The organism is Christensenellaceae bacterium 44-20 (assembly GCA_041223705.1).
Lineage (GTDB): Bacteria > Bacillota > Clostridia > Christensenellales > Christensenellaceae > QANA01.
Genome location: JBCLQU010000002.1, coordinates 239,983 through 259,827 on the forward strand (window position 1 = coordinate 239,983; position 19,845 = coordinate 259,827).

At 55.7% G+C, this 19,845-nt stretch carries 22 protein-coding genes and 3 tRNA genes; 15 read left to right on the plus strand and 10 right to left on the minus strand.

Annotated features, from left to right (window positions below; translation table 11 throughout):
* Positions 1-118: 118 nt before the first annotated feature.
* The 5 genes from nadD to AALG83_08145 all read left to right on the plus strand — a co-directional run bounded on the left by nadD (position 119) and on the right by AALG83_08145 (position 3,757).
* Positions 119-772, plus strand: coding sequence for a nicotinate-nucleotide adenylyltransferase (gene nadD, locus AALG83_08125; GenBank protein ID MEY8383117.1), 654 nt, complete (start codon positions 119-121; stop codon positions 770-772).
* On the plus strand, positions 753-1,349 hold the full coding sequence (yqeK, locus tag AALG83_08130; GenBank protein ID MEY8383118.1) for a bis(5'-nucleosyl)-tetraphosphatase (symmetrical) YqeK: 597 nt from the start codon (positions 753-755) through the stop codon (positions 1,347-1,349). Before nadD ends, yqeK begins: the two co-directional genes overlap by 20 nt.
* Entirely contained in the window at positions 1,336-1,719 is a 384-nt protein-coding gene (gene rsfS, locus AALG83_08135; protein ID MEY8383119.1) for a ribosome silencing factor, read from the plus strand. Before yqeK ends, rsfS begins: the two co-directional genes overlap by 14 nt.
* A gap of 167 nt (positions 1,720-1,886) precedes the next feature.
* Positions 1,887-3,263, plus strand: a complete 1,377-nt coding sequence (locus tag AALG83_08140; protein ID MEY8383120.1) for a D-alanyl-D-alanine carboxypeptidase family protein — start codon at positions 1,887-1,889, stop codon at positions 3,261-3,263.
* 221 nt (positions 3,264-3,484) lie between these two features.
* Positions 3,485-3,757: a helix-turn-helix transcriptional regulator gene (locus tag AALG83_08145; protein ID MEY8383121.1), complete on the plus strand. Its 273-nt coding sequence runs from the start codon at positions 3,485-3,487 to the stop codon at positions 3,755-3,757.
* 244 nt (positions 3,758-4,001) lie between these two features.
* Here AALG83_08145 and AALG83_08150 read toward each other — a convergent pair whose 3' ends face one another.
* The 3 genes from AALG83_08150 to AALG83_08160 form a co-directional block, all read right to left on the minus strand.
* Positions 4,002-4,274 (minus strand): helix-turn-helix transcriptional regulator, encoded by a 273-nt coding sequence (locus AALG83_08150; protein MEY8383122.1) that lies wholly within the window; start codon positions 4,272-4,274, stop codon positions 4,002-4,004.
* A gap of 202 nt (positions 4,275-4,476) precedes the next feature.
* Positions 4,477-4,552, minus strand: a tRNA-Val gene (locus AALG83_08155).
* 77 nt (positions 4,553-4,629) lie between these two features.
* Positions 4,630-4,718: transfer RNA gene (locus AALG83_08160), tRNA-Ser, on the minus strand.
* Between the two features lie 224 nt (positions 4,719-4,942).
* Between AALG83_08160 and AALG83_08165 the strand changes: the two genes are divergently transcribed.
* The 6 genes from AALG83_08165 to AALG83_08190 are packed head-to-tail and all read left to right on the plus strand — an operon-like array spanning position 4,943 to position 11,659.
* Positions 4,943-5,287: a DUF134 domain-containing protein gene (locus AALG83_08165; GenBank protein MEY8383123.1), complete on the plus strand. Its 345-nt coding sequence runs from the start codon at positions 4,943-4,945 to the stop codon at positions 5,285-5,287.
* Between the two features lie 14 nt (positions 5,288-5,301).
* Positions 5,302-7,890 (plus strand): FAD-dependent oxidoreductase, encoded by a 2,589-nt coding sequence (locus AALG83_08170; protein ID MEY8383124.1) that lies wholly within the window; start codon positions 5,302-5,304, stop codon positions 7,888-7,890.
* Positions 7,884-8,873: an ABC transporter substrate-binding protein gene (locus AALG83_08175; protein ID MEY8383125.1), complete on the plus strand. Its 990-nt coding sequence runs from the start codon at positions 7,884-7,886 to the stop codon at positions 8,871-8,873. Before AALG83_08170 ends, AALG83_08175 begins: the two co-directional genes overlap by 7 nt.
* The gene (locus AALG83_08180; protein ID MEY8383126.1) at positions 8,836-9,894 is read left to right on the plus strand and encodes an iron ABC transporter permease; all 1,059 of its coding nucleotides are present in this window, start codon (positions 8,836-8,838) and stop codon (positions 9,892-9,894) included. The genes AALG83_08175 and AALG83_08180 overlap by 38 nt, the downstream gene beginning before the upstream one ends.
* Positions 9,881-10,642, plus strand: a complete 762-nt coding sequence (locus tag AALG83_08185; protein MEY8383127.1) for an ABC transporter ATP-binding protein — start codon at positions 9,881-9,883, stop codon at positions 10,640-10,642. The genes AALG83_08180 and AALG83_08185 overlap by 14 nt, the downstream gene beginning before the upstream one ends.
* A 27-nt stretch (positions 10,643-10,669) precedes the next feature.
* Positions 10,670-11,659, plus strand: a complete 990-nt coding sequence (locus AALG83_08190; GenBank protein MEY8383128.1) for a GNAT family N-acetyltransferase — start codon at positions 10,670-10,672, stop codon at positions 11,657-11,659.
* A 154-nt stretch (positions 11,660-11,813) separates the two neighbouring features.
* Here the strand turns inward: AALG83_08190 and AALG83_08195 are convergent, their stop codons facing one another.
* The 7 genes from AALG83_08195 to AALG83_08225 all read right to left on the minus strand — a co-directional run bounded on the left by AALG83_08195 (position 11,814) and on the right by AALG83_08225 (position 15,020).
* Entirely contained in the window at positions 11,814-12,614 is an 801-nt protein-coding gene (locus tag AALG83_08195) for a M55 family metallopeptidase (GenBank protein MEY8383129.1), read from the minus strand.
* A gap of 22 nt (positions 12,615-12,636) precedes the next feature.
* Positions 12,637-13,080, minus strand: coding sequence for a GNAT family N-acetyltransferase (locus AALG83_08200; protein ID MEY8383130.1), 444 nt, complete (start codon positions 13,078-13,080; stop codon positions 12,637-12,639).
* Positions 13,081-13,103: 23 nt separating this feature from the next.
* Positions 13,104-13,595 carry an HD domain-containing protein gene (locus AALG83_08205; protein MEY8383131.1) on the minus strand — a complete coding sequence of 164 codons (492 nt, stop codon included), beginning with the start codon at positions 13,593-13,595 and terminating at the stop codon, positions 13,104-13,106.
* 9 nt (positions 13,596-13,604) lie between these two features.
* The gene (locus AALG83_08210) at positions 13,605-14,108 is read right to left on the minus strand and encodes a flavin reductase family protein (protein ID MEY8383132.1); all 504 of its coding nucleotides are present in this window, start codon (positions 14,106-14,108) and stop codon (positions 13,605-13,607) included.
* 130 nt (positions 14,109-14,238) lie between these two features.
* Positions 14,239-14,439 (minus strand): DUF378 domain-containing protein, encoded by a 201-nt coding sequence (locus AALG83_08215; protein MEY8383133.1) that lies wholly within the window; start codon positions 14,437-14,439, stop codon positions 14,239-14,241.
* 45 nt (positions 14,440-14,484) lie between these two features.
* Positions 14,485-14,748, minus strand: a complete 264-nt coding sequence (locus AALG83_08220) for a hypothetical protein (GenBank protein ID MEY8383134.1) — start codon at positions 14,746-14,748, stop codon at positions 14,485-14,487.
* Complete coding sequence (locus AALG83_08225; GenBank protein MEY8383135.1) at positions 14,745-15,020, minus strand: hypothetical protein; 276 nt, start codon at positions 15,018-15,020, stop codon at positions 14,745-14,747. Before AALG83_08225 ends, AALG83_08220 begins: the two co-directional genes overlap by 4 nt.
* Positions 15,021-15,295: 275 nt before the next feature.
* Here AALG83_08225 and AALG83_08230 point away from each other — a divergent pair, with 275 nt between their 5' ends.
* The 4 genes from AALG83_08230 (at position 15,296) to AALG83_08245 (ending at position 19,714) form a co-directional block, all read left to right on the plus strand.
* Positions 15,296-17,239, plus strand: coding sequence for an aconitate hydratase (locus AALG83_08230; protein MEY8383136.1), 1,944 nt, complete (start codon positions 15,296-15,298; stop codon positions 17,237-17,239).
* Positions 17,240-17,893, plus strand: a complete 654-nt coding sequence (locus AALG83_08235) for a redox-sensing transcriptional repressor Rex (GenBank protein MEY8383137.1) — start codon at positions 17,240-17,242, stop codon at positions 17,891-17,893.
* 4 nt (positions 17,894-17,897) lie between these two features.
* A complete protein-coding gene (locus AALG83_08240) occupies positions 17,898-19,517 on the plus strand; it encodes a VanW family protein (protein ID MEY8383138.1) in 1,620 nt (539 codons plus the stop codon).
* A gap of 123 nt (positions 19,518-19,640) precedes the next feature.
* Positions 19,641-19,714 (plus strand) — tRNA-Gly (locus tag AALG83_08245).
* Positions 19,715-19,845: the final 131 nt, after the last annotated feature.

The window sequence follows — 19,845 nt, forward strand, 5'->3', positions numbered from 1 at the left end:
CTCATATACTGGAATTATCGCCTAGTATTTACAGAAATATCCAGTTTTATGCGCGGAGGGAAGATGGGTTTGTATCACAAGCCGGGATTGTGTATAATAAATGAGCAGGAGGAGAGGCATGGAAAGAGAGAATCTGGCGGCGCAGGAGCCTTTGGCGCGCCGCATCGGCATCTTGGGCGGGACGTTCAACCCGCCGCATTTGGGGCATCTTCGCATCGCGGAGCAGGTCTACCGGGAATTTGAGCTGGATAAGGTGATCGTGTTGCCTGTGGGCATTCCGCCGCATAAGCAACAGGAGGCCGTGCTCAGCGCCGGGCAGCGGGAGCAGATGTGCCGCCTGTTCTGCCAGGAGGGGGCTTTTCTGGAGCTTTGCACGATGGAACTGCGGCGGGAGGGGTATACCTATACCATCGATACCCTGCGCGCTTTTCATAAAACGCTGAAACCCGGCCAGCGCATCTACTATATCATCGGGACGGATACGTTGTTTCAGCTGGAAACCTGGAAGGAGTATGAGGCGGTGCTCACCCAGGATCTTTGCACATTCCTGTGCGTGCCCAGGCCGGGCGATCCCATGCACAAGGTGGAGGCCAAGCTGAAGGAGCTGAAGGAAAAATACGGCGTGAAAATCCTGCTTTCCTCCGGAGAAGGGCCGGATATTTCTTCGACTATGGTGCGGGAAGCGCTGGGCCGGGGCGAGCGCGTGGATGCACTGGTTCCGGCGCGGGTTTTGCAGTTTATGGAGGCGGAGCATGTATTCGCAGGAGCTTAGAGCGCGCTATCTGGAAGCGCTGCGCCAGCGGCTGACGCCCAAACGCTTGGTGCATAGCCTGGGCGTGGAAAAGATGGCTGTGGATTTGGCGCAAAAATACGGAGAGGACGCAGAAAAAGCGGCGGTAGCAGGGCTTTTGCACGATTATGCCAAGTACACCTCGGATGAACAAATGCTGGCCTATGCCAGGGAGTTTGGCATTCCGCTCTGCCATGCCTATGAGGCACAGCCCAATTTACTGCACGGGCCGGTGGGGGCGAAGCTGGCCGAGCGGGAGCTGGGCATCTGCGATGCACAGGTGCTCGCGGCCATTGCGCACCATACTACAGGCGCGCGGGGCATGAGCCGGCTGGAGGAGATCGTCTATTTATCCGATCTGCTGGAGGAGAACCGGGAGTTTGACGGAGTGGAGCAGCTGCGGCAGGCGCTGGATTTTGGCCTGGAGCAGGCGCTGGAACGGGCTCTGGCGCATGAATTGGCCTATTTGCAGGCGAGGGGCGGGGAAGTGCACCCGGATACCGCCGCCGCTTATCAGTGGGTGATAGAAAAAAGGAGAGAACAAAATGGCAAATTTTGATCAGGTAACCATGGGGCTGGCAGAGCTGCTGGATGCGAAAAAGGCGGAGAAGATCGTGCTGCTGGATGTTTCCCGGCAGACGATTCTGGCCGAGACGTTCGTCGTATGCAGCGGGCGCTCGCCGGCGCAGCTGCGCATGCTGGCAGATGAGGCAGAGCAGTATATGGCCAAAAACGGCATTTTTAAAAAGCGCATGGAAGGCTATCGGCAGGGCAGGTGGATTGTCGTGGATTTCGGCGATCTGCTGGTGCATCTCTTCCATAGGGAGGAGCGGGAGTTCTACGACATCGAGCGGCTCTGGAAAGACAAGGACAACTTCCTGGAATATGAGGGCCTGCCGGAGTTCCGGGAAACTGGCAAAAATGCCTAAAAATATTGTGAAATTGTGAATACTCGACAAAAGGAGGGTTTTTTTGTTCCAAAATAACGGGGGCTATGATATACTAGCCTTATGTGTATTTTGAAGTGCCCAAGGAGGTTATGCTGTTGAAGCGTAATTTGCTTTTTAAAATATTTGTCGCGTTTCTTGCGTTTATAATGGTTTTTACCACGGTATACTGGGTCTTTGCGGCAGGCATCGATGAAGCTGAAATGACGGCAAATGCCATCATGCTGGTAGATCAAGATACCGGGGCTGTGCTCTATGAGAAGAACCCGGATGCCAGGATCGCCCCTGCCAGCACGACCAAGATCATGACGGCGCTGGTTGCGCTGGATCATGTGCAGCTGGCGGATGAAGTTACCGTCGGGGCGGAGGTTTCAGTTTCCGGCTCGCTGATGGGCTTAAAGCCCGGGCAGACGGTAACCGTGGAGACCTTGCTCTATGGCATGTTCCTAAGTTCAGGCAATGATGCGGCAGTGGCGCTGGCGGTGAAGGTCGCGGGCTCGACGGATCAATTCGCCGTTCTGATGAATCAGAAAGCGGCGGCGCTGGGCATGGCAAGCACAAACTTCGTTACAGTTTCGGGGCTGGATTGGGACGGGCACCAGACCACTGTGCGCGATATGGCAAAATTGGCGCAGTATGCCGCAGGCAATGAGACGATCATGAAGATCGCAAGCAGCAAAACATACAACGCCACCACTGTTGACAAGACGACCAACTTCAATCTGGAAAACACCAACCGGCTGATCTATACGCCGGAGAACAAAGATCCCAATACGCCGCCGTATACCAACTTTGAATATGAGTACACGACAGGGCTAAAAACAGGCTCCACAGCCAACGCAGGCGGATGCGTCATTGCGACGGCGGAAAAAGACGGAAGGCATCTGATCGCGCTGGTGTTCGGAGACAGCTCGGATCAGGGTGCAAAGAGATGGACGATCGTCCGTTCACTCTTTGAATATGGCTTTAATGAGTTTTCCAAAGTGCCGCTGGATGAGCTGGCGGCGGAAAAGCTGCAAATCGATGTGGCAAATGCGCCGGTGGTAGATGGCGTGCCCATGAAGCTCAAATGCGTTCCGGCTGGGACGGGCGCAAATGGCGCGATTGTTTTGAAAAACGATGTGGATCGCGCTCAAATTACCGTGCAGATTACGCCGAACGAGGCTCTGGCAGCGCCTGTGCTCATGGGAGATATCGTCGGAAAAGTGGTAATCGCAAACGGGGAGCAGACGATCTTTTCAGGCGATTTGGCTGCGGCAGAGGATATGATGAGCAATGAAGAATATCAGAAGCTCGTCGAAAATGCCAATGCGAATAAGGTCGGGACGGTGGATTTGGATGATCCCAGCACGGGTGTGCGGAAAATCAGCAAATATGTTTGGCTTTGGCTGCTTATCCCTATCGCGCTGATTATTTTCCTGATTGTGCGCACGCTGGGAGCAAAGAGAAGCCGCAGAATGCGTTACTCGCGTTCCAGAAGGAAAAAAGTCGGCTCGGTTTATCGCCGGCGCCGGCGCAGATTTTAAAAAATAAGTAAAGAAGAGAGCAAAGGCTCTCTTCTTTTTATTTGAAGGTTTTGCTGGCCTGGCTCCTGCTGCTTTTAGCATGTGATGCCCCATAAATGGCTGGAGGAACCGCGGTTTCTCTATTCGTAAAATGTGGTTCTAATTTGGTTGCATTTTTGTAACTATATAGTTATGTCTAATTGTTTCATAATTTTCTCATAAGGCTTTGCTAGGAGGGGATTATGGAAACAATAAATCGAACCGTCGCTCAGACTATTTTGAAGTTCCACAAGGAAATGGGTCTCTCACAGCTGAAGCTGGCCACAGAAGCTGATATTGCGCTCAAGACACTTCATGCCGCGGAACACGCCGCCAGCAAGTTGAAGCTGGGCACTTTGGAAAAAATTGCAGGTGCGCTTGGCATTCCCATTGCGCGGTTCTTTGAGGGAAAGAAGAGAGCGTCGCCGGGACTAGATGCGCTGATAGAGCTTCTGACGGACTGCTCACAGAAATAGAAGAGAGAATCATTCGGCTTTCGCCTTGTGAAAAAAGGCGAGGAAGTTTGCGCGCCGCAAACGGCATGTTCAGATGGGTAAATCAAATTAGAAAAGCGGCCCCTGTTTTCGGTTCATTTGATCAAACACTAGATCGTTTGATTTAGAAGTGCTGCCAAATTTGCAGAGAGCTATTTCGCAGAGCAAATAAATTGCGCTGAGGAAACCGCGCGGGAACTAAGAAGCGCGGCGAAGGCTCTGCTGCTTATTCGCAATTTTCAGATAGGAGGCAAATCAGCGAATCCAACTTGGAGAGCGGATCTTCGAGCCCATCAAAAAGGAGCTCCACAGAAATGCCCAGTGCTTTTGAGATTTTCTCAAGGGTGCTTAACTCCAAATTGGCATTGGCGTGTTCGATGGCGTTAAGCGTTTTGGGATCGATGCCGGCTTCGATGGCAAGAGCAAATTGAGAGAGACCAGCTTCTTTGCGAAGCCTCAGGGTATTTTGAGCGACAATTTTTGAATAAAGGGTTTCCATAATTTTCTCCTGAAAAATGCAGTATTGGAAAATTATGGAATTTTAATATTTGCTTGCGCAATGGAATATGGGAATACTTTTGCGCTAAGATACCGGCAGAAAAAAGAGCTGCTTTATTTTTCTTTTGTAGTCAAAAGGGCTATTTGTAAGGATGATGAGAAAAAAGAATAATAAAAAAACCGCTCTATAAAGCGGTTTTTTGTGGTGGAGACGGCTGGACTCGAACCAGTGACCCCTTGCGTGTGAAGCAAGTGCTCTCCCAGCTGAGCTACGCCTCCAGATAAAATAAGTGAGCTAGGAAGGCGGGAAGACAAAAGCAAAAGGCTTTTACTCTTTCGCGCTCTCGTTGCCCAAATGGCGGAGAAGGTGGGATTCGAACCCACGTGCCCTTGCGGGCAACACGATTTCGAGTCGCGCTCGTTATGACCACTTCGATACTTCTCCACTCCGGGCGCTTTGCCAAGGCTTTCTTGACGCCTTTTTGAATTATAACAAACTTATTTGAAAAATTCAAGGATTTTATCCTGCTTTCTGCGAAAACGCTGTGAAAAATATGGCGAAAAAGAATTTGGTGTTTTGCATAGCAAAAGACATATAGTACCCTTAAAAAAGATTATTGACATATGTTCATAAACTATTATACTAAAAAGCAGAAGGCGAGGTGCTTTATGGCAAGGCCACAAAAATGCAGATATATCTGCTCGAAGCCCAAGGTAACGCGCTTTTTTCCGGATTTGGAGGAGGCGGGCAGCGTTACCGTCGGCTATGATGAATATGAGGTAATTCGCTTGCTGGATTACGCAAAGCTGACGCAGGAGGAGTGCGCGAAAAAAATGCAGGTTTCCCGGCCGACCGTTACCCGGATGTATGAAGCCGCGCGCCAAAAAATTGCGGATGCGCTGGTCAACGGCAAGCAAATTCTCATTGCGGGAGGAGACGTGCTGGTATGCGCGGCGTTGAAGCCGGAATGCGCCGGGGAGGCGCATTGCTGCCATCGGGAAGCGCAGGCATAGAAAAGAGGTAAAAAATGCAGAGAAAAATACTCATCATTGGCGGAGTTGCGGCCGGGACAAAGACGGCTGCCAAGCTCAAACGGGAAGAAAGGGACGCGCAAATCACGCTGATCACCCGGGATCGGGAGATTTCCTACGCGGGCTGTGCGCTGCCCTATTATGTGGGCGGAGCGATTGAGGATGCGGCGGAGCTCATCGTCAATACGCCCAAGAAATATGCGGATCTGACGGGTGTCTGCGTGCAGACGGGCATGGAGGCCATCGCGCTGGAGAGCGACAAAAAGAAAGTGCTGGTGCGCGATCTGGCCCGGGCAGAGCAGAAGGAGCTGAACTACGACGCCCTCGTCATCGCCACGGGTGCGCGCTCGATTTTGCCGCCCATTCCTGGCATAGAGCAAAAGGGGATCTATAAGATGCGCACGCCGGAGGATGCCGTTGCCATTCGAGCCTATGTGCAGGCTGAAAGCGTCAGGCGGGCGGTGGTCGTCGGCGGAGGCTTTATCGGCCTGGAAGTGGCGGAGAACCTGAAAGCCCAGGGCATCGGCGTTACAGTCATCGATTTTGCGGAACAGCTCATGCCCGGAATTTTGGATGCGGAAATGGCGGCATATGTGCAGCGGCATTTAAGGCGAGAGGGCATTTCCGTGCTGACGGGCACCAAGGCGGAAGAGATTTTGGGAGAGGGCAAAGTGCGCGCAGTGCGCACGGATGCGGGCGAGCTACCCTGCGATCTGGTCGTGCTCTCGGTAGGCATTCGGCCCAACACGGAATTTTTGCAGGGGAGCGGCATCGAGCTGGTGCGCGGCTGCATCAAAGTCGACGAACAGATGCGCACCAATCTGCCGGATGTCTACGCGGCAGGGGACTGCGCGATGGTCTATCACCGCATCACAGGCCGGGAGCAGTGGTCTGCCATGGGCTCTTCGGCCAACCTGCAGGGGCGGATGCTGGCGCAGGTTCTGGCGGGCGAGCAGAGGCGCTATCCCGGCGTTTTGGGGACGGGCGTCGTCAGGCTCCCTGGGCTGAACTGCGGCAAAACCGGGCTGACCGAGCGCCAGGCCAGGGAAGCGGGCTATGACGTTGCCACGGCGCTGGCGGTTACCGACGATAAGGCGCACTATTATCCGGATGCGGCGTTTTTTGCCACCAAGCTCATCGCAGATAAACAGACGCATCGCCTGCTTGGCGCGCAGGTGCTGGGGCCAGGGGCGGTAGACAAAATGGTAGATATTGCCGTGATGGGCATTGGCATGGGCGCCAGACTGGAGGATTTTGAAAACGCAGATTTCGCCTATGCACCGCCTTTTTCCACGGCCATTCACCCCATGACCCAGGCGGCCTATATCCTGCTCAACAAGCTGGAGGGCAAACTCGTCAGCATGACGCCGGCCGAATATGCGGCGGGCGCAGCGCAGGGCTACCGCATCATCGATGCAGGCGCGGCGCCCAGCATTCCCGGGGCGACTTATGTGGATTTGACCAAAGTGGACGGGGAGATTCCCGGCATCGCCAAAGAGGAGAAGCTGCTGCTGGTTTGCAGCAGGGGCAAGCGGGCGTATTTCCTGCAAAACCGGATGCGCCATTATGGATATGAGAATACGGTCGTGCTGGAAGGGGCGACGGCGTTCCAGCCGGTGCACGTGCCTGGGGCGGAGCGGAAGGTGCCCCAGGCAGAGATTGCAAGGGTGAAGGCGCTGGGCTTTTTACAGGATAAAACGCGGCCGGGCGTGTTCAACGGGCGCGTCATCACGCGCAACGGCAAGATTACGGCAGAGGAGAGCCGCGCCATTGCGCAGGCCGCCGAGAAGTTTGGCAGCGGCGAGATTACCATGACATCCCGGCTCACCATCGAGATCCAGGGCGTGCCGTATGAGCAGATTGAGCCGCTGCGCGAGGAGCTGGCCCGGGCTGGCCTGGAGACGGGCGGAACGGGATCCAAGGTGCGGCAGGTGGTCTCCTGCAAGGGGACGACCTGCCAATATGGGCTCATCGATACCTTTGCACTCTCCCAGGAAATCCACGAGCGGTTCTATCATGGGTACGCAGATGTCAAGCTGCCGCATAAGTTCAAAATCGCTGTGGGCGGCTGCCCCAACAACTGCGTCAAACCGGATCTCAACGATCTGGGCATCGTGGGCCAGCGGATTCCGGCGGTGGATTTGGAAAAATGCCGGGGCTGCAAAAAATGCCAGGTGGAAAATACCTGCCCTATGGGCGCGGCGAAACTCAGAGAAGGCAAAATTGTGCTGAAAGAGGAGAACTGCAATAACTGCGGCCGGTGCATCCCGGCCTGCCCGTTTGGCGCGCTTGCGCCCGAGGCCACGGGCTACCGCATCTATATCGGCGGAAGATGGGGCAAGAAATTTGCCCAGGGACGCCCGCTGGAAAAGGTCTATACCAGCAAAGAGCAGGCGCTTAATGTCGTGGAAAAGGCGATTTTGCTGTTCCGGGAACAGGGGCAGACGGGCGAGCGCTTTGCGGATACCGTCGCGCGGCTGGGCTTTGAAAATGTGCAGAGCCAGCTGGATTCGGATGCGCTTCTGGAGCGCAAGCAGGAAAACCTCGCGGCCAAGAAGCACCTGAAAGGCGGGGCAACATGCTAAAGCGCAGGAGCAGAGCGGCGATGGCCCTGCTCCTGGGGCTTGCCCTTTTGCTGGCGGCGGTTGGGTGCGCGGGCGAAGGGCAGCAGGATACGGCGCAGAGCTTCTATTCTTTTACGGATGACGCCGGGCGCCGGGTCGTGCTGGAGGAAAAGCCGGAAAAAGTCGCCGTACTGCTCTCCTCCTATGCGGATATCTGGCAGCTGGCGGGCGGGGAGATGAGCGCGACGGTGGGCGAGAGCGTGGAGCGGGGCATTGCGCCGGAAGGGGTTTTGCTGGTGGACAGCGGCGCGGGCAAGACCATCGATATCGAGCTTTTGCTGGCCAGCGAGCCGGATCTCGTGATCTGCTCGGCAGATCTGGCGGGGCAGATAGAGGCGGCGGAGGTTTTGGAAGAAGCAGGCGTGGCCGTGGCGGCATTCCATGTGGAATCTTTTGAGGATTATCTGCGCGTGCTCAAAATCTGCACGGATCTGACGGAGAATCCTGGGGCGTATGCGGCCTATGGCCAGGCTATCCAGGAGCAGATTCAGGAAACCGTTGCCCGGGCGCAGGAGAAGGCCGAGAAACAGGGAAAAAAGCGGATTCTATTTATCCGGGCAGGCTCTTCCTACAGCGCGACCAAGGCCAAAACGGCGGAAAACCATTTCGCCTGCAAGATGCTGGAAGAGCTGGGCGCAGAAAACATCGCAGATCAGGCACAGACGCTACTGGAAGGGCTGAGCCTGGAGGAGATTTTGCTGCAAAACCCGGATTATCTCTTTATTTCCACCATGGGAGACGAGCAGGCGGCAAAGGAGTATATGCAGAGCCTGTTTGCCCTGCCCGAATGGCAGCAGTTAGACGCCGTGCGGCAGGGGAATTACGCCTTCCTGCCCAAAGAGCTGTTTCACTTTAAGCCCAATGCCAAGTGGGCAGAGGCCTATGCCTATCTGGCAGAGCGGCTGGATGGCGCCGGAAACGGGGGAGCAGGGAATGCAGGATAGGCAGAACAAGCAAACCGGCAGGAATTTTTGGCAGAGCAGGAAGGGCACAGCGGCGCTGTTTACTTTGCTGGTGCTTTTTGCCGCTCTCTCCTTCCGGTTTGGAAGCGCGGAGCTCTCCTTTGCGGATTTTTGCAAGGGCTTTGCCGGCGCACCGGGGTATGAGACGCAGTCTGCCATTTTGCGCTATATCCGCCTGCCCCGGGTTTTGGGCGCGGTGCTGGCCGGCATTGGGCTTTCAGTTTCGGGCGTGCTGCTGCAAAGCGTTACGGGAAATCCGCTGGCCGGGCCCAGCGTCATCGGCGTCAACTCGGGCGCGGGCTTTTTGACCATTCTTTGCCTGAGCTTTTGGCCAAAGGCGCTCTATGCGCTGCCCTTTGCCGCGTTTCTCGGGGCGTTTGGGGCGACGCTGATCATCCTGGCCATGGCCGGGCGCATTGGCAGCACCCGGGCGACCGTCGTCCTGGCGGGCATCGCGCTCACAGCCCTGCTCAACGCGGGCATCTCCTTTCTCTCCATGATGGACAGCGAGATTTTGCTGGCCTATCACGATTTCTCTGCCGGCGGCCTGGCGGGAATCCGCTTGCAAAGCCTTGCGGCGCCGGGAGTTATCATTCTGGCCAGCCTGGCAGTTTCCCTGCTGGCATCCCGGCGCATTCAGCTGCTCTGCCTGGGGGATACGATGGCGCTCTCACTGGGCGTGCGCGTCAAAGTTCTGCGCATGGTTTGCCTGGTCTGCGCCTCGGCGGCGGCTTCGGCGGTGGTGAGCTTTGCAGGGCTTCTGGGGTTTGTCGGGCTGGTGGTGCCGCATATCGCCCGGCGCATCGTGGGCGAAAATACAAAATCACTTTTGCTGTTTTCCTCCTTTGCCGGGGCGATTCTGGTGCTGATTGCGGATCTGCTGGGGCGCGTGCTGTTCGCGCCGGCGGAAGTGCCGGCGGGGATTGTGATGGCGGCAATCGGCGCGCCCTTCTTCTTTTCTCTGCTGCTCAAAAAAGGAGGCGACGCCCATGCTAAGCTTTGAAAACCTGACGGCGGGCTACCGGGCAGAGCCTGTGCTGGAGCGCGTCAGCTTCCGGCTGATTCCGCATACGATCACGGCCGTGCTGGGGAAAAACGGGAGCGGCAAATCCACGCTGGTCTCCTGCATCAATCAGGAGCTGCGCTATAGGGGGGAGATCTGTTTTTCCGGGCAGAATATTGCGCTGCTCTCCCCGCGGGAGCGGGCCAAACTGCTGGCGATTCTGCCGCAGAATCTGGAGCGGCCGCAGGTGTCGGTGGAGGAACTGGTGGGCTTTGGGCGCAGCCCCTATCTGGATATTGGAAAGCGCTTTTCCCGGGCGGATCGCGAGGCGGTCCAGCAAGCCATGCGCGATGCGGATATTTGGGAGATGCGCGGTAAGAACATACGCCTGCTTTCGGGCGGGGAACAGCAGCGGGCGTATCTGGCCATGATTTTGGCGCAGAATACCCGGGCCGTCATCCTGGATGAGCCGACGACGCACCTGGATATGGAATACGAAGCGGCTTTTCTGAGCAAATTAAGAGAGCTGAAAAACCGGCACAAAAAGACGGTGATGATTATACTGCACAACCTTTCCCAGGCCGTGCAGTATGCGGATCGCATCGTCATTTTGCAGGAAGGCGGCGTCTTTTTTGAAGGGGAGACCCAGGAGTGCCTGGAGGAAGAGGCGATTGAGCGGGCATTTCACGTCCGCCGGTATGAAGTTTTGCGAGAGGGCGAACGGCGCGTGTTTTTCGCGGCCAGGTAGCCGGGCGGAGCGAAAGCGAGGGCAGATATGGAAGTTTGGGATCTTTACGATCGGTTTGCAGAAAAGACGGGGAAAACAGTGCCTAAAGGGGCGGAGCTTTCCGCTGAGGACTATCATTTGGCGATGGAAGTTTGGATTGTCAACTCCAAGGGGGAAGTGCTCATTCAGGAGCGCAGCCAGGACTGCGAGATTCTGCCGGGCGTCTGGGGGCTGACGACCGGGCGCATGGTGGCGGGGGAGGATACCCGCTCCGGGTGCATCCGGGAGCTGAGAGAAGAGCTGGGCCTGGCGGTTCAGCCGGAACAGCTGCAATTTCTGCGCCGGATCCTGCGCCAGGACGGCACGCATCTCATCTGGGATATTTATTTGCTGCAAATGGATGTTCCGGTAAGCCGGCTAAAGCTGCAATCCGAGGAAGTCTCGGGCGCCAAGTGGGCGGATCTTGCGGCGCTTCGGCAGCTGGTTCTGACGGGCAAGCTGTTCTTCTATCCCGAGATTTGGGAGATCATAGAGTATCTCGATTCAGGCGCATATCGGGCAGAGCAGCTGCATGATTCCAGGGAGAAGTGCGCCGCGGCGGCGGAAATTCTGGAGCAGCTGCCCGGGTGGTTCGAAAACGAGCAGGCGCGGGAGAGGTATGCGGCAGACTGCGAAAATCAGGCTGTGTTTTGCGCGCGAAAGGATGGCAAAGCAGCCGGTTTTCTGGCCGCCAAACGGCTTTCCGATCGCGCGGCGGAGATTGCCGTCATGGGCGTTGCGCCGCATATGCACCGCGAAGGCATAGGCCGGGCGCTGTTCTGGCGCTGTGCCGCGTGGTGCTGGCAAAATGGGATTGGATATTTGCAGGTCAAAACGCTGGGCGAGAGCAACCCGGATGCGGGCTATGCCAAAACCCGGGCATTTTATGAGAAAATGGGCTTTGCGCCTCTGGAATGCTTCGAGAAGATCTGGGGAGGGGAGAACCCATGCCAGATTCTCGTGCGGTATTTCTTTGAGGATGGCATTGCCAGGCAGTAAGCGGACGGCAAAAAGAGAAAAAAGCGGGCAGCATGAGCTGACCGCTTTTTTGTGTATTTTTTTGCACAACAGCGCACATCTGTCCGGGTGGCTAAGAGATATGGCTGAGGATGATCCGCGCACAGGGCGATTCCGGCGATAGGGTGCCTTTGGGCTAAAAGACAAACCGTGCGGCAACCAGCAAATCCAGATAGCTGCCCGAATCCATGGCGATGGTGTTGTCGTCTGTCTTTCGGAAGCCCGGGAAGAACGACATCTTGGTCGCCAGCGTATGATCTTTGTAGCAAATTTCAAAATGGAAGGTTTCGGGCAGGGTGCAGAGCGCGCCGGATAGATCCTGGCGCAGCGCCTGTTCTGCCTGTTCACGGATTTTCTGGACGGCCAGGGAAGGGGCCATGCTGCGCGTCGCTCCGCCAAACCCGCTCTTGACTGCCAGAGCCTTGAGCTTTGGGTGCAGAGAGGCGCAGTCCTCGCAGAGCATCTGGTCGCCCGAGAGAAACACGGTGGGCACGCCTTCCAGCGCGCAGGCCCAGCTATGCATCTGGAATTCACTGACTTTCTGGCCGTTGATCTTCACCCAGAAGAGCCGCTGGTTGTTGGTGTGCGAGAGCGGGCTGCCCTCCCGGCCGGCGGCCGAGTGATAGCCGATGAACAGCGCGGCGTCAAAGCTTTTGTCGATGCCCTCCACCATGCAGTAGGGGTGGCCGCTCCAGCCGCGGATGACCTCTGCGCAGGCGGGGAGCTGGTGAATATCGATGTTCGTCCCGGTTTCATGGGCATCGCGCACCAGGATATAGTCGGCGCCGGCGGCGATTGCTCCTTCGCAGGCGGCCTTCACTTCCGCCGTCATCTGCGCGGCGTGCGCCTGTGCGACGGCCTGCGTCTGGGTTTCGGTTTCGCTCCAAAGCGTCGTGGTAGCGATGCCTTCAATATCGGCGCTGATAAAGACTCTCATTTTTCTCTCCTTTGCATGTCTGCTATTTGATCTGAAACTGCAGAAAATTGGCATTTTTTTGGAATCCAAAATCTTCGTAGAGCAAAACGCCCTGATCCGAGGCTGTGATCTGCACGGTGCCGCACCCCCACGCTTTGGCCTCTGCGACGATTTTGCTCAAAAGCGCTTTGGCGATGCCCTGCCGGCGGTAGGGCTTTTTGGTATACATACTGGAAACCAGGGCAATTCTCCCCGAAGGGTTGCTGGCATACGGAGGCTTTTCCACCAGGGAGATGCCACTGGTGGCGATGATCTGATCGCCGCGGCACACTACCCACGAGATAAAGCTGCCATCCGCCATATGCCGCTGGTAGTAGGAAGCAAGCGAAGCTTCCAGATTAGGCGGGAGCTTTGAGCCCTCTTCCCTCAGCTGTTCCAGCCGCAGCTGGATGAACGCCGGGATTTCGCCCGGCAGCAGCCTGCGCATGAAAACCTCCTGCATGGCGCCCCCTAAGACAACTGGTAGACTGCACGCAGCAGTTCTGCGCCCGTCCGGGTTTTGAAAATATGCTGCATGGCATTTTGAATTTTTTCTTTGGAATGCCCACTCTCGTCTGCATTGACGAGATAATCTGCCTCAATGAGAATTTGATAATCCATGCCGTCTGCGGCGCCGGGTGTATGGTGATGGCCCGCGAGATAGGCGATGCGGCTGATGGCCTCTTCCGAAAGGCCGGAATTTTTCAGAAATTCCCGAACCAGCGCAGGGCTCTCTATCTCCTGGTTTTTGCCGCTGGTATTGCCGTATTTGATGCGGCAAAGCGGGCAGGCAATATCATGGATGATTGCGGCCGCCTCCAGGATTTCCTGCGTCTGCCCATCCAGCCCTTCGCACTCTCCGATGGTTTTGGCATAGGCATAGACTTTCAGGAAGTGGTTGATATCGTGAATATTTCCATCGGCATAGGCGATCATTTTTTGCATGAGCTGGGCGATGAGCATATTTGCCTCCTAAAACTGATGGCAGCAGAGGATTTCGCCGTAGTAGATGGTATGATAATCCCCGGCGGCGTAGTGCTTAGAGACGATCTCGCGGTCCAGCTCGGCTTCGGGCATCTGCATTTTATAGATGACCCGGCATTCATAGACGGCGGCACAGCCCTTGATGCGCGGGACAGAGACTGTTTCAGATGCCTCCATCTCCAAGCCGAGCTCCGCGATTTTATCCATATCCCTGCCGGACTTCATCCCTGCGATGGCCAGCTCTTTTTTCATGGGATGAAGGCTGGAGGGCACGCACACGGTAAACTCGCCCAGCTCTTCCAGCTTGGCGTGCGAATACCGCGAAAGGCGGACGGGAACGGCAAACACCGGCTTATTCCACATAATGCCGGCGGTGCTCCAGCCGATGGTCATAATATTGGGCTTCTCCCTGCCCGTTACTAGAAAACAGCCGCCGTGCTGTAATTTTTCTGCCAGCGGCGCAAAAATTTCTGCCTGATCGACAATCGCCATAAACCGCATCCTCCGATTCTTTTTTAAAGGTATGGTTTTATTATATGTGAGGCCGGGAGAAATAGCAAGAAAAGCGCCCGGCAAAAGGGCGGAAAAAAAGCAAGAAGCCCGGGATAATCCCGGGCGTTCTTTAATGGTCTCTTTTTGGAATGTACCTGGAAAAAAGGGATAAGCACCAAAGACCAGCTATTCCCACGAGAGAATAGATAATCCGGCTTAGGATGGCCGTCTGCCCGCCGCAGATTGCAGCGACGAGATCGAACTGAAACAGCCCGATGAGAAGCCAGTTAATCGCGCCGATAATGACTAAAATAAGTGCTGCGATATCCAAAACTATCAACTCCTTTCGGAGATAGTCTGCCCGAAAATGAATATTCTATGAATCCTCTGGCAAAATTTCGATTTCAAAAAAATCGAAGGAGATCGGCTCGATAAAATCCGAGGACATAAACTTTGTTTTGCGGAAGGCGGAAAGCTCCCGGGCGTGTTTGGAAACCCAGACGGGCTCGGCAATATCCAAGCTTTTATAGATTTGCTCCAAGCATTCCAGCAGCGCCTGCCCGGTTTCCTCCTGTGGGCTGAAAGCCGTCGTGCTGGCGATAATTTTATGATTTTTATTTAAAATTCCCCAAACTCTCATATTTTTTCCTTTCTATCATTTATTTTTGTAAATTTTTCAATGACATTTATCGCCCCGCAAAGCACGATGGTAAATAATGCCATAGTATGGCCTTTGCGGTGATGGATTTGGCCTGATGCCAGCGAAAAATGCGGCAATAAGAGGGATGCTATGATAAGCGCAAGCGCCAGCTTGCTCCCCCATCTCCAGCCCGCCATGCGGACCGTCTTTCCCTGCAATCCCATTTCTAAAATAAGTAAAGGGATATGGGGCTTGCCCCCATGACTGCCCATCGCTCTTGACCTTTTAATCAGCGCAGTGAGGTTATTATACCATGATAAGGGCAAGCGTCAGCTTGCTTCCCCTTCCAGCGCCGCGGCAAAGCGGAGCGGTGCCATGGTTCAATGAATCCGGGAACCCGTTTGAAATCTCTGATTTCAGTAACGGGTGGAATCATTATACCATAAAGCGCGCTGCGGCGGACAAGCATCTTGCAATTTTTATCGTTTACAAGTACAATTTACTATAAGAAAATTTGCATGTATTTGACGAAAGGGCGGAGCAAACAATGGGAAAAACACTGACGTATAAGATTTTGGAAAACCACCTGAAATCCGGCGAAATGGTGCCGGGCGGTGAAATCTCCATCGGCATCGACTATACGCTGACGCAGGATTCGACGGGCACAATGGCCTATCTGCAATTCGAGGCTATGGGGATTCCGAGAGTCAAAACGAAAAAGTCTCTGGCCTATATCGATCATAATATGCTGCAATCGGGCAGTGAAAATGCGGATGACCACAAGTTTATCGAGACGGTTGCCAAAAAGCACGGCATCTATTTCTCGCGGCCGGGCAATGGCATCTGCCATCAGGTCAACCTGGAGCGCTTTGGCGTGCCCGGGGCGACGCTGCTGGGCTCGGACAGCCACACGCCCACGGGCGGCGGCATCGGCATGATCGCCATTGGCGCAGGCGGGCTGGATGTGGCCGTGGCCATGGGCGGCGGCGCATACTATCTCAATATGCCAAGTGTCGTCAATGTGGAACTGAGGGGCAAGCTGAATCCGGGTGTCTCTGCCAAAGATGTCATTTTGAAAGTTTTGCAGGAACTGACGGTAAAAGGCGGCGTGGGCAAAGTCATCGAATACAGCGGCGAGGGCATTGCCGCGCTGAGCGTGCCGGATCGGGCGACGATCACCAACATGGGCGCGGAGCTGGGCGCAACGACCTCCATTTTCCCCAGCGATGAAGTAACCAGAAGCTTCTTAAAAGCCCAGGGCAGAGAGCAGGATTATACGCCGCTTTCGGCAGATGCGGACGCGGTATACGACGAGCACCTGGTCATCGATTTGGGAGAGCTGGCGCCGCTGGCCGCCTGCCCGCACAGCCCGGATAACATCGAGACGGTCGACAATCTCGCGGGGATGAAGGTGGATCAGGTCTGCATTGGCAGCTGCACCAACTCCTCCTATACGGATATGATGAAAGCCGCGGCCATCCTCAAAGGCAAAAAGGTCGCGGATAACGTGAGCCTGGTCATCGCGCCGGGAAGCCGCCAGGTTTTCAATATGCTGGCGAAGAACGGCGCGCTGGCAGATATGGTTGCGGCAGGCGCGCGCATTTTGGAATGCGCCTGCGGGCCCTGCATTGGCATGGGGCAGTCTCCGGCGACGGACGCCGTCTCGCTTCGGACGTTCAACCGCAACTTCTTTGGCCGCAGCGGAACGCCCAGCGCCAGCGTCTATCTGGTCTCGCCGGAAACGGCGGCGGCCAGCGCAATTGCCGGCGTGTTCACCTCGCCGCTGAGCCTGCCGCAGAGCAAGCTGGCAGAGCTTTGCATCGAGATGCCAGAGGTGTTCGAGGTAAACGACAATATGGTCGTGGCCCCGGCGGAGGACGGCGCGCAGGTGGAAGTCGTCCGCGGCCCGAATATCAAGCCGTTCCCCATCAACCAGGCGATGCCCGAGGAAATTGGCGGGGAAGTACTGCTGAAAATGGAAGATAATATCACGACAGACCATATTATGCCCAGCAACGCCAAGCTGCTGCCCTACCGCTCAAATATCCCGTATCTTTCGGATTACTGCCTCTCGCCTGTGGACGCCTCTTTCCCGGCCCGGGCAAAGGAGAAAAACGGCGGGTTTTTGGTGGCTGGCCAAAACTACGGCCAGGGCTCTTCCAGAGAGCACGCGGCGCTGGTTCCGCTGTATCTGGGCATCAAGGGCGTCATCGCAAAGAGCTTTGCCCGCATCCATATGAGCAATCTCATCAACTCGGGCATTTTGCCGCTGGTTTTCGCAAACGAAGCGGATTACGATAAAATCGGCCAGGGCGATGCGCTTTGCATCGAGCGTGCGCAGCAGAAAACCCGGGGCCAAGAGCCATTCGTCCTGCGCAACCTTACCAAGGGCGAGACGTATGAAGTGAAGCTGGAAGTTTCAGAGCGCCTGCGGGAAATTCTGCTGGCCGGCGGCCTGCTCAATCATACCAAGAAAAACGTGGAGCAATAGATGGGCTCTTATGGAAAAGTTCCAGAGGCAGTCATCCGCAGAATGCCCAAATACTACCGGTATTTGAGCGATAAGCTTTTGCAGGGGGAGGAGCGGATTTCCTCCTCCCGCATGAGCGAAGAGCTTGGGATGAATGCCTCGCAGATCCGCCGGGATCTCAACTGTTTCGGTGGCTTCGGGCAACAGGGATACGGATATTCCATCGGCAAGCTGCGGGATGAGATTGCAGCTATTTTAGGGCTGGAGCAGGCATACGGGGCGGTGATCATCGGCGCGGGCAATATTGGCCAGGCGCTGGTCCGCTATTCCGGTTTTGCCTGCGAAAAGTTTCGGATCATCGGCGTGTTTGATGTACGGCCGGAGGCCATAGGCAAAACCGTGGCGGGCTGTGCGATACGCCATGTGCAGACGCTGGCGGAATTTGCCCGGCAAAGCCGCATCGATCTCGGCATCATCTGCACGCCCAAAGAAGCCGCGCAGGAGACGGCATCCATGCTCTGTGGGCTGGGCGTCCGGGGTATCTGGAATTTTGCGCCGACGGATGTGGAAGTGAGCCGGGGCGTGCGGCTGGAAAATGTGCATTTAAGCGACAGCCTTTATGTGCTGCTCTATCACATGAAGCAGCAGGGCGATTTGACAGAAGGGACAGAATAGAGCAATGGCAGGAAGAAAACGCGGCTATCAGAGCAGCTATCGCGGCAAAAATACAAAAGCGAAAAATGGCCGGCCGGCCGAGAGGAATAGGAGACGGCGGGGAAACAACCGGCAGCTGTGGATTGTCGTCTGCATTGTGGCGGCAGTTTTGCTCATGGCGGCAGGCGCTTATTTTGTTTTCTTTGCGGGCGGCGGCGAGATGACGCCGGAAAAGCGCGCAGAGATTCTGGCCAGCGGCAAGTTTGAGACTGGCGTGTGCATCGAAGGGATTGACGTCTCGGATAAAACTTATGCCGAAGCGGAGCCGCTGGTCGCGGAAAAAATGCAGCTCAAGCTCTCGCAGCTTTCGGTGGAATATACCGTTGACGGCGAGGTTTACGCGCTGGACAGCGAGATGCTGGGCGCATCCATTGATTATCCTTCCGTGATGGAGCAGGCGCTTTTCTACGGCAAAGACGGCACGGCCTCAGAAAACCGCGAGGCGAAAAAGAAAGCCGAAAAAGAGGGAATGAACTTCCCGCTGACGGTTCAGGCCTCCGAGCAGACGCTCAAGGCCAGCCTGGAGACTATGGGCGAGCGCTATAATACGCCGGTTCAGAACGCGGAGATCGTCATCAGCGAAACCAAGGATGAGGAAAATTTGCAGCTGAACGGCGCGCTGAGCATCAAAGAAGAGGCGGTTGGCAGGGAAGTGGACGATGAGAAGCTGGCCGCGGCGATTCTGGAAAAGCTGGCCGCAGACGACCTGAACAGCCAGATTGCCGCCGAAATAAGCGAGACGCAGCCGACGCTGACCAAAGCCGAGCTGGAGGAAAACTGCCAGCTCATGGCTTCGTTTACAACCCGGTTCAAGGATTCCAAATATGAGCGCCGCTATAATATCTGGCGCATGGCGACGGTGGTCAACGGCACGGTGCTCCAGCCAGGGGAAAAGTGGTCCATCAACGATGCGGCCGGCCCGCGCACCAAGGAGACGGGCTGGAAGGATGCGGCGGGCATCAACAACGGAAAATACGTGGAAGAGCCGGGCGGCGGCATTTGCCAGGTCTCTTCGACGCTGTATATCGCGCTGATCAAGAGCGAAGTGAAAATCACGACGCGCTCGCACCACTCCTGGCCGCTGGGCTATGTCCCCACCGGGCTGGACGCCACCATCTCCACCGGCGGGCCGGACTTTGTCTTCCAGAACAACTATGATACGCCCATTGCCGTCGTGGCGGTGGTAGACGGCAAGAACGACAGAACGGTTACCATCAAGGTATACGGCCCCAAGATGGATTACGACGTCAGCTTTGAGGTGGAGGATGTCAAAGACGAAGAGCCCACGGAATCGCCGGCAATCACGGTAGACCCCGAGCTCAAGCCCGAAGCATCCCAGTGGGTCAAGCCGCGGCACAACTTTATCCAGGTAAAAGTCTGGAAGATTAAAAAGGATAAGCAGAGCGGCAAGCAGATTGGGGAAAAGGAGCTGTATTCCACCGAGACATATAAGGCCTTCCCGGGGACGCTGGCCGTCGGCCCCTCGCCTTCACCCTCTCCTTCTCCTTCCCAGGTGCCTTCTGCCGCGCCCAGTGCATCGCCTTCCGGCGAGCCGGCGCCTGCGCTGCCCAGCGCATCTTCCTAGAAAATAAGGGAAAAATAATGACAAAAAGTGCGGAGAAATTTTCCTCCGCACTTTCTTTATTTTAGGGCTTTTCTATTGACAAAAACAGGGAGGGATTATAGAATAAGAACAGCACGTGGTTATGCGGGTGTAACTCAATGGTAGAGTTCCAGCTTCCCAAGCTGGCTACGTGGGTTCGATTCCCATCACCCGCTCCAGAATACCACGTGACTACCACATTCTAGTCAGGCTTACGCACGAAAGCAAGTAAAAAAGGAGAAAGAGAATGGCAAAGGAAGTATTTCAGAGAAATAAACCGCATGTCAACATCGGAACGATCGGGCACGTA

Coding starts and splice junctions, on each gene's coding strand:
- AALG83_08175 (MEY8383125.1), top strand. CDS start 7,884: ATGCTAAAGCGCAGGAGCAGAGCGGCGATGGCCCTGCTCCTGGGGCTT.
- AALG83_08230 (MEY8383136.1), top strand. CDS start 15,296: ATGGGAAAAACACTGACGTATAAGATTTTGGAAAACCACCTGAAATCC.
- AALG83_08165 (MEY8383123.1), top strand. CDS start 4,943: ATGGCAAGGCCACAAAAATGCAGATATATCTGCTCGAAGCCCAAGGTA.
- AALG83_08240 (MEY8383138.1), top strand. CDS start 17,898: ATGGCAGGAAGAAAACGCGGCTATCAGAGCAGCTATCGCGGCAAAAAT.
- AALG83_08235 (MEY8383137.1), top strand. CDS start 17,240: ATGGGCTCTTATGGAAAAGTTCCAGAGGCAGTCATCCGCAGAATGCCC.
- AALG83_08150 (MEY8383122.1), bottom strand. CDS start 4,274: ATGGAAACCCTTTATTCAAAAATTGTCGCTCAAAATACCCTGAGGCTT.
- AALG83_08145 (MEY8383121.1), top strand. CDS start 3,485: ATGGAAACAATAAATCGAACCGTCGCTCAGACTATTTTGAAGTTCCAC.
- yqeK (MEY8383118.1), top strand. CDS start 753: ATGTATTCGCAGGAGCTTAGAGCGCGCTATCTGGAAGCGCTGCGCCAG.
- AALG83_08195 (MEY8383129.1), bottom strand. CDS start 12,614: ATGAGAGTCTTTATCAGCGCCGATATTGAAGGCATCGCTACCACGACG.
- AALG83_08200 (MEY8383130.1), bottom strand. CDS start 13,080: ATGCGCAGGCTGCTGCCGGGCGAAATCCCGGCGTTCATCCAGCTGCGG.
- AALG83_08170 (MEY8383124.1), top strand. CDS start 5,302: ATGCAGAGAAAAATACTCATCATTGGCGGAGTTGCGGCCGGGACAAAG.
- AALG83_08220 (MEY8383134.1), bottom strand. CDS start 14,748: ATGAGAGTTTGGGGAATTTTAAATAAAAATCATAAAATTATCGCCAGC.
- nadD (MEY8383117.1), top strand. CDS start 119: ATGGAAAGAGAGAATCTGGCGGCGCAGGAGCCTTTGGCGCGCCGCATC.
- AALG83_08185 (MEY8383127.1), top strand. CDS start 9,881: ATGCTAAGCTTTGAAAACCTGACGGCGGGCTACCGGGCAGAGCCTGTG.
- AALG83_08190 (MEY8383128.1), top strand. CDS start 10,670: ATGGAAGTTTGGGATCTTTACGATCGGTTTGCAGAAAAGACGGGGAAA.
- AALG83_08210 (MEY8383132.1), bottom strand. CDS start 14,108: ATGGCGATTGTCGATCAGGCAGAAATTTTTGCGCCGCTGGCAGAAAAA.
- AALG83_08140 (MEY8383120.1), top strand. CDS start 1,887: ATGGTTTTTACCACGGTATACTGGGTCTTTGCGGCAGGCATCGATGAA.
- AALG83_08180 (MEY8383126.1), top strand. CDS start 8,836: ATGGCGCCGGAAACGGGGGAGCAGGGAATGCAGGATAGGCAGAACAAG.
- rsfS (MEY8383119.1), top strand. CDS start 1,336: ATGGCAAATTTTGATCAGGTAACCATGGGGCTGGCAGAGCTGCTGGAT.
- AALG83_08225 (MEY8383135.1), bottom strand. CDS start 15,020: ATGGGCAGTCATGGGGGCAAGCCCCATATCCCTTTACTTATTTTAGAA.
- AALG83_08205 (MEY8383131.1), bottom strand. CDS start 13,595: ATGCTCATCGCCCAGCTCATGCAAAAAATGATCGCCTATGCCGATGGA.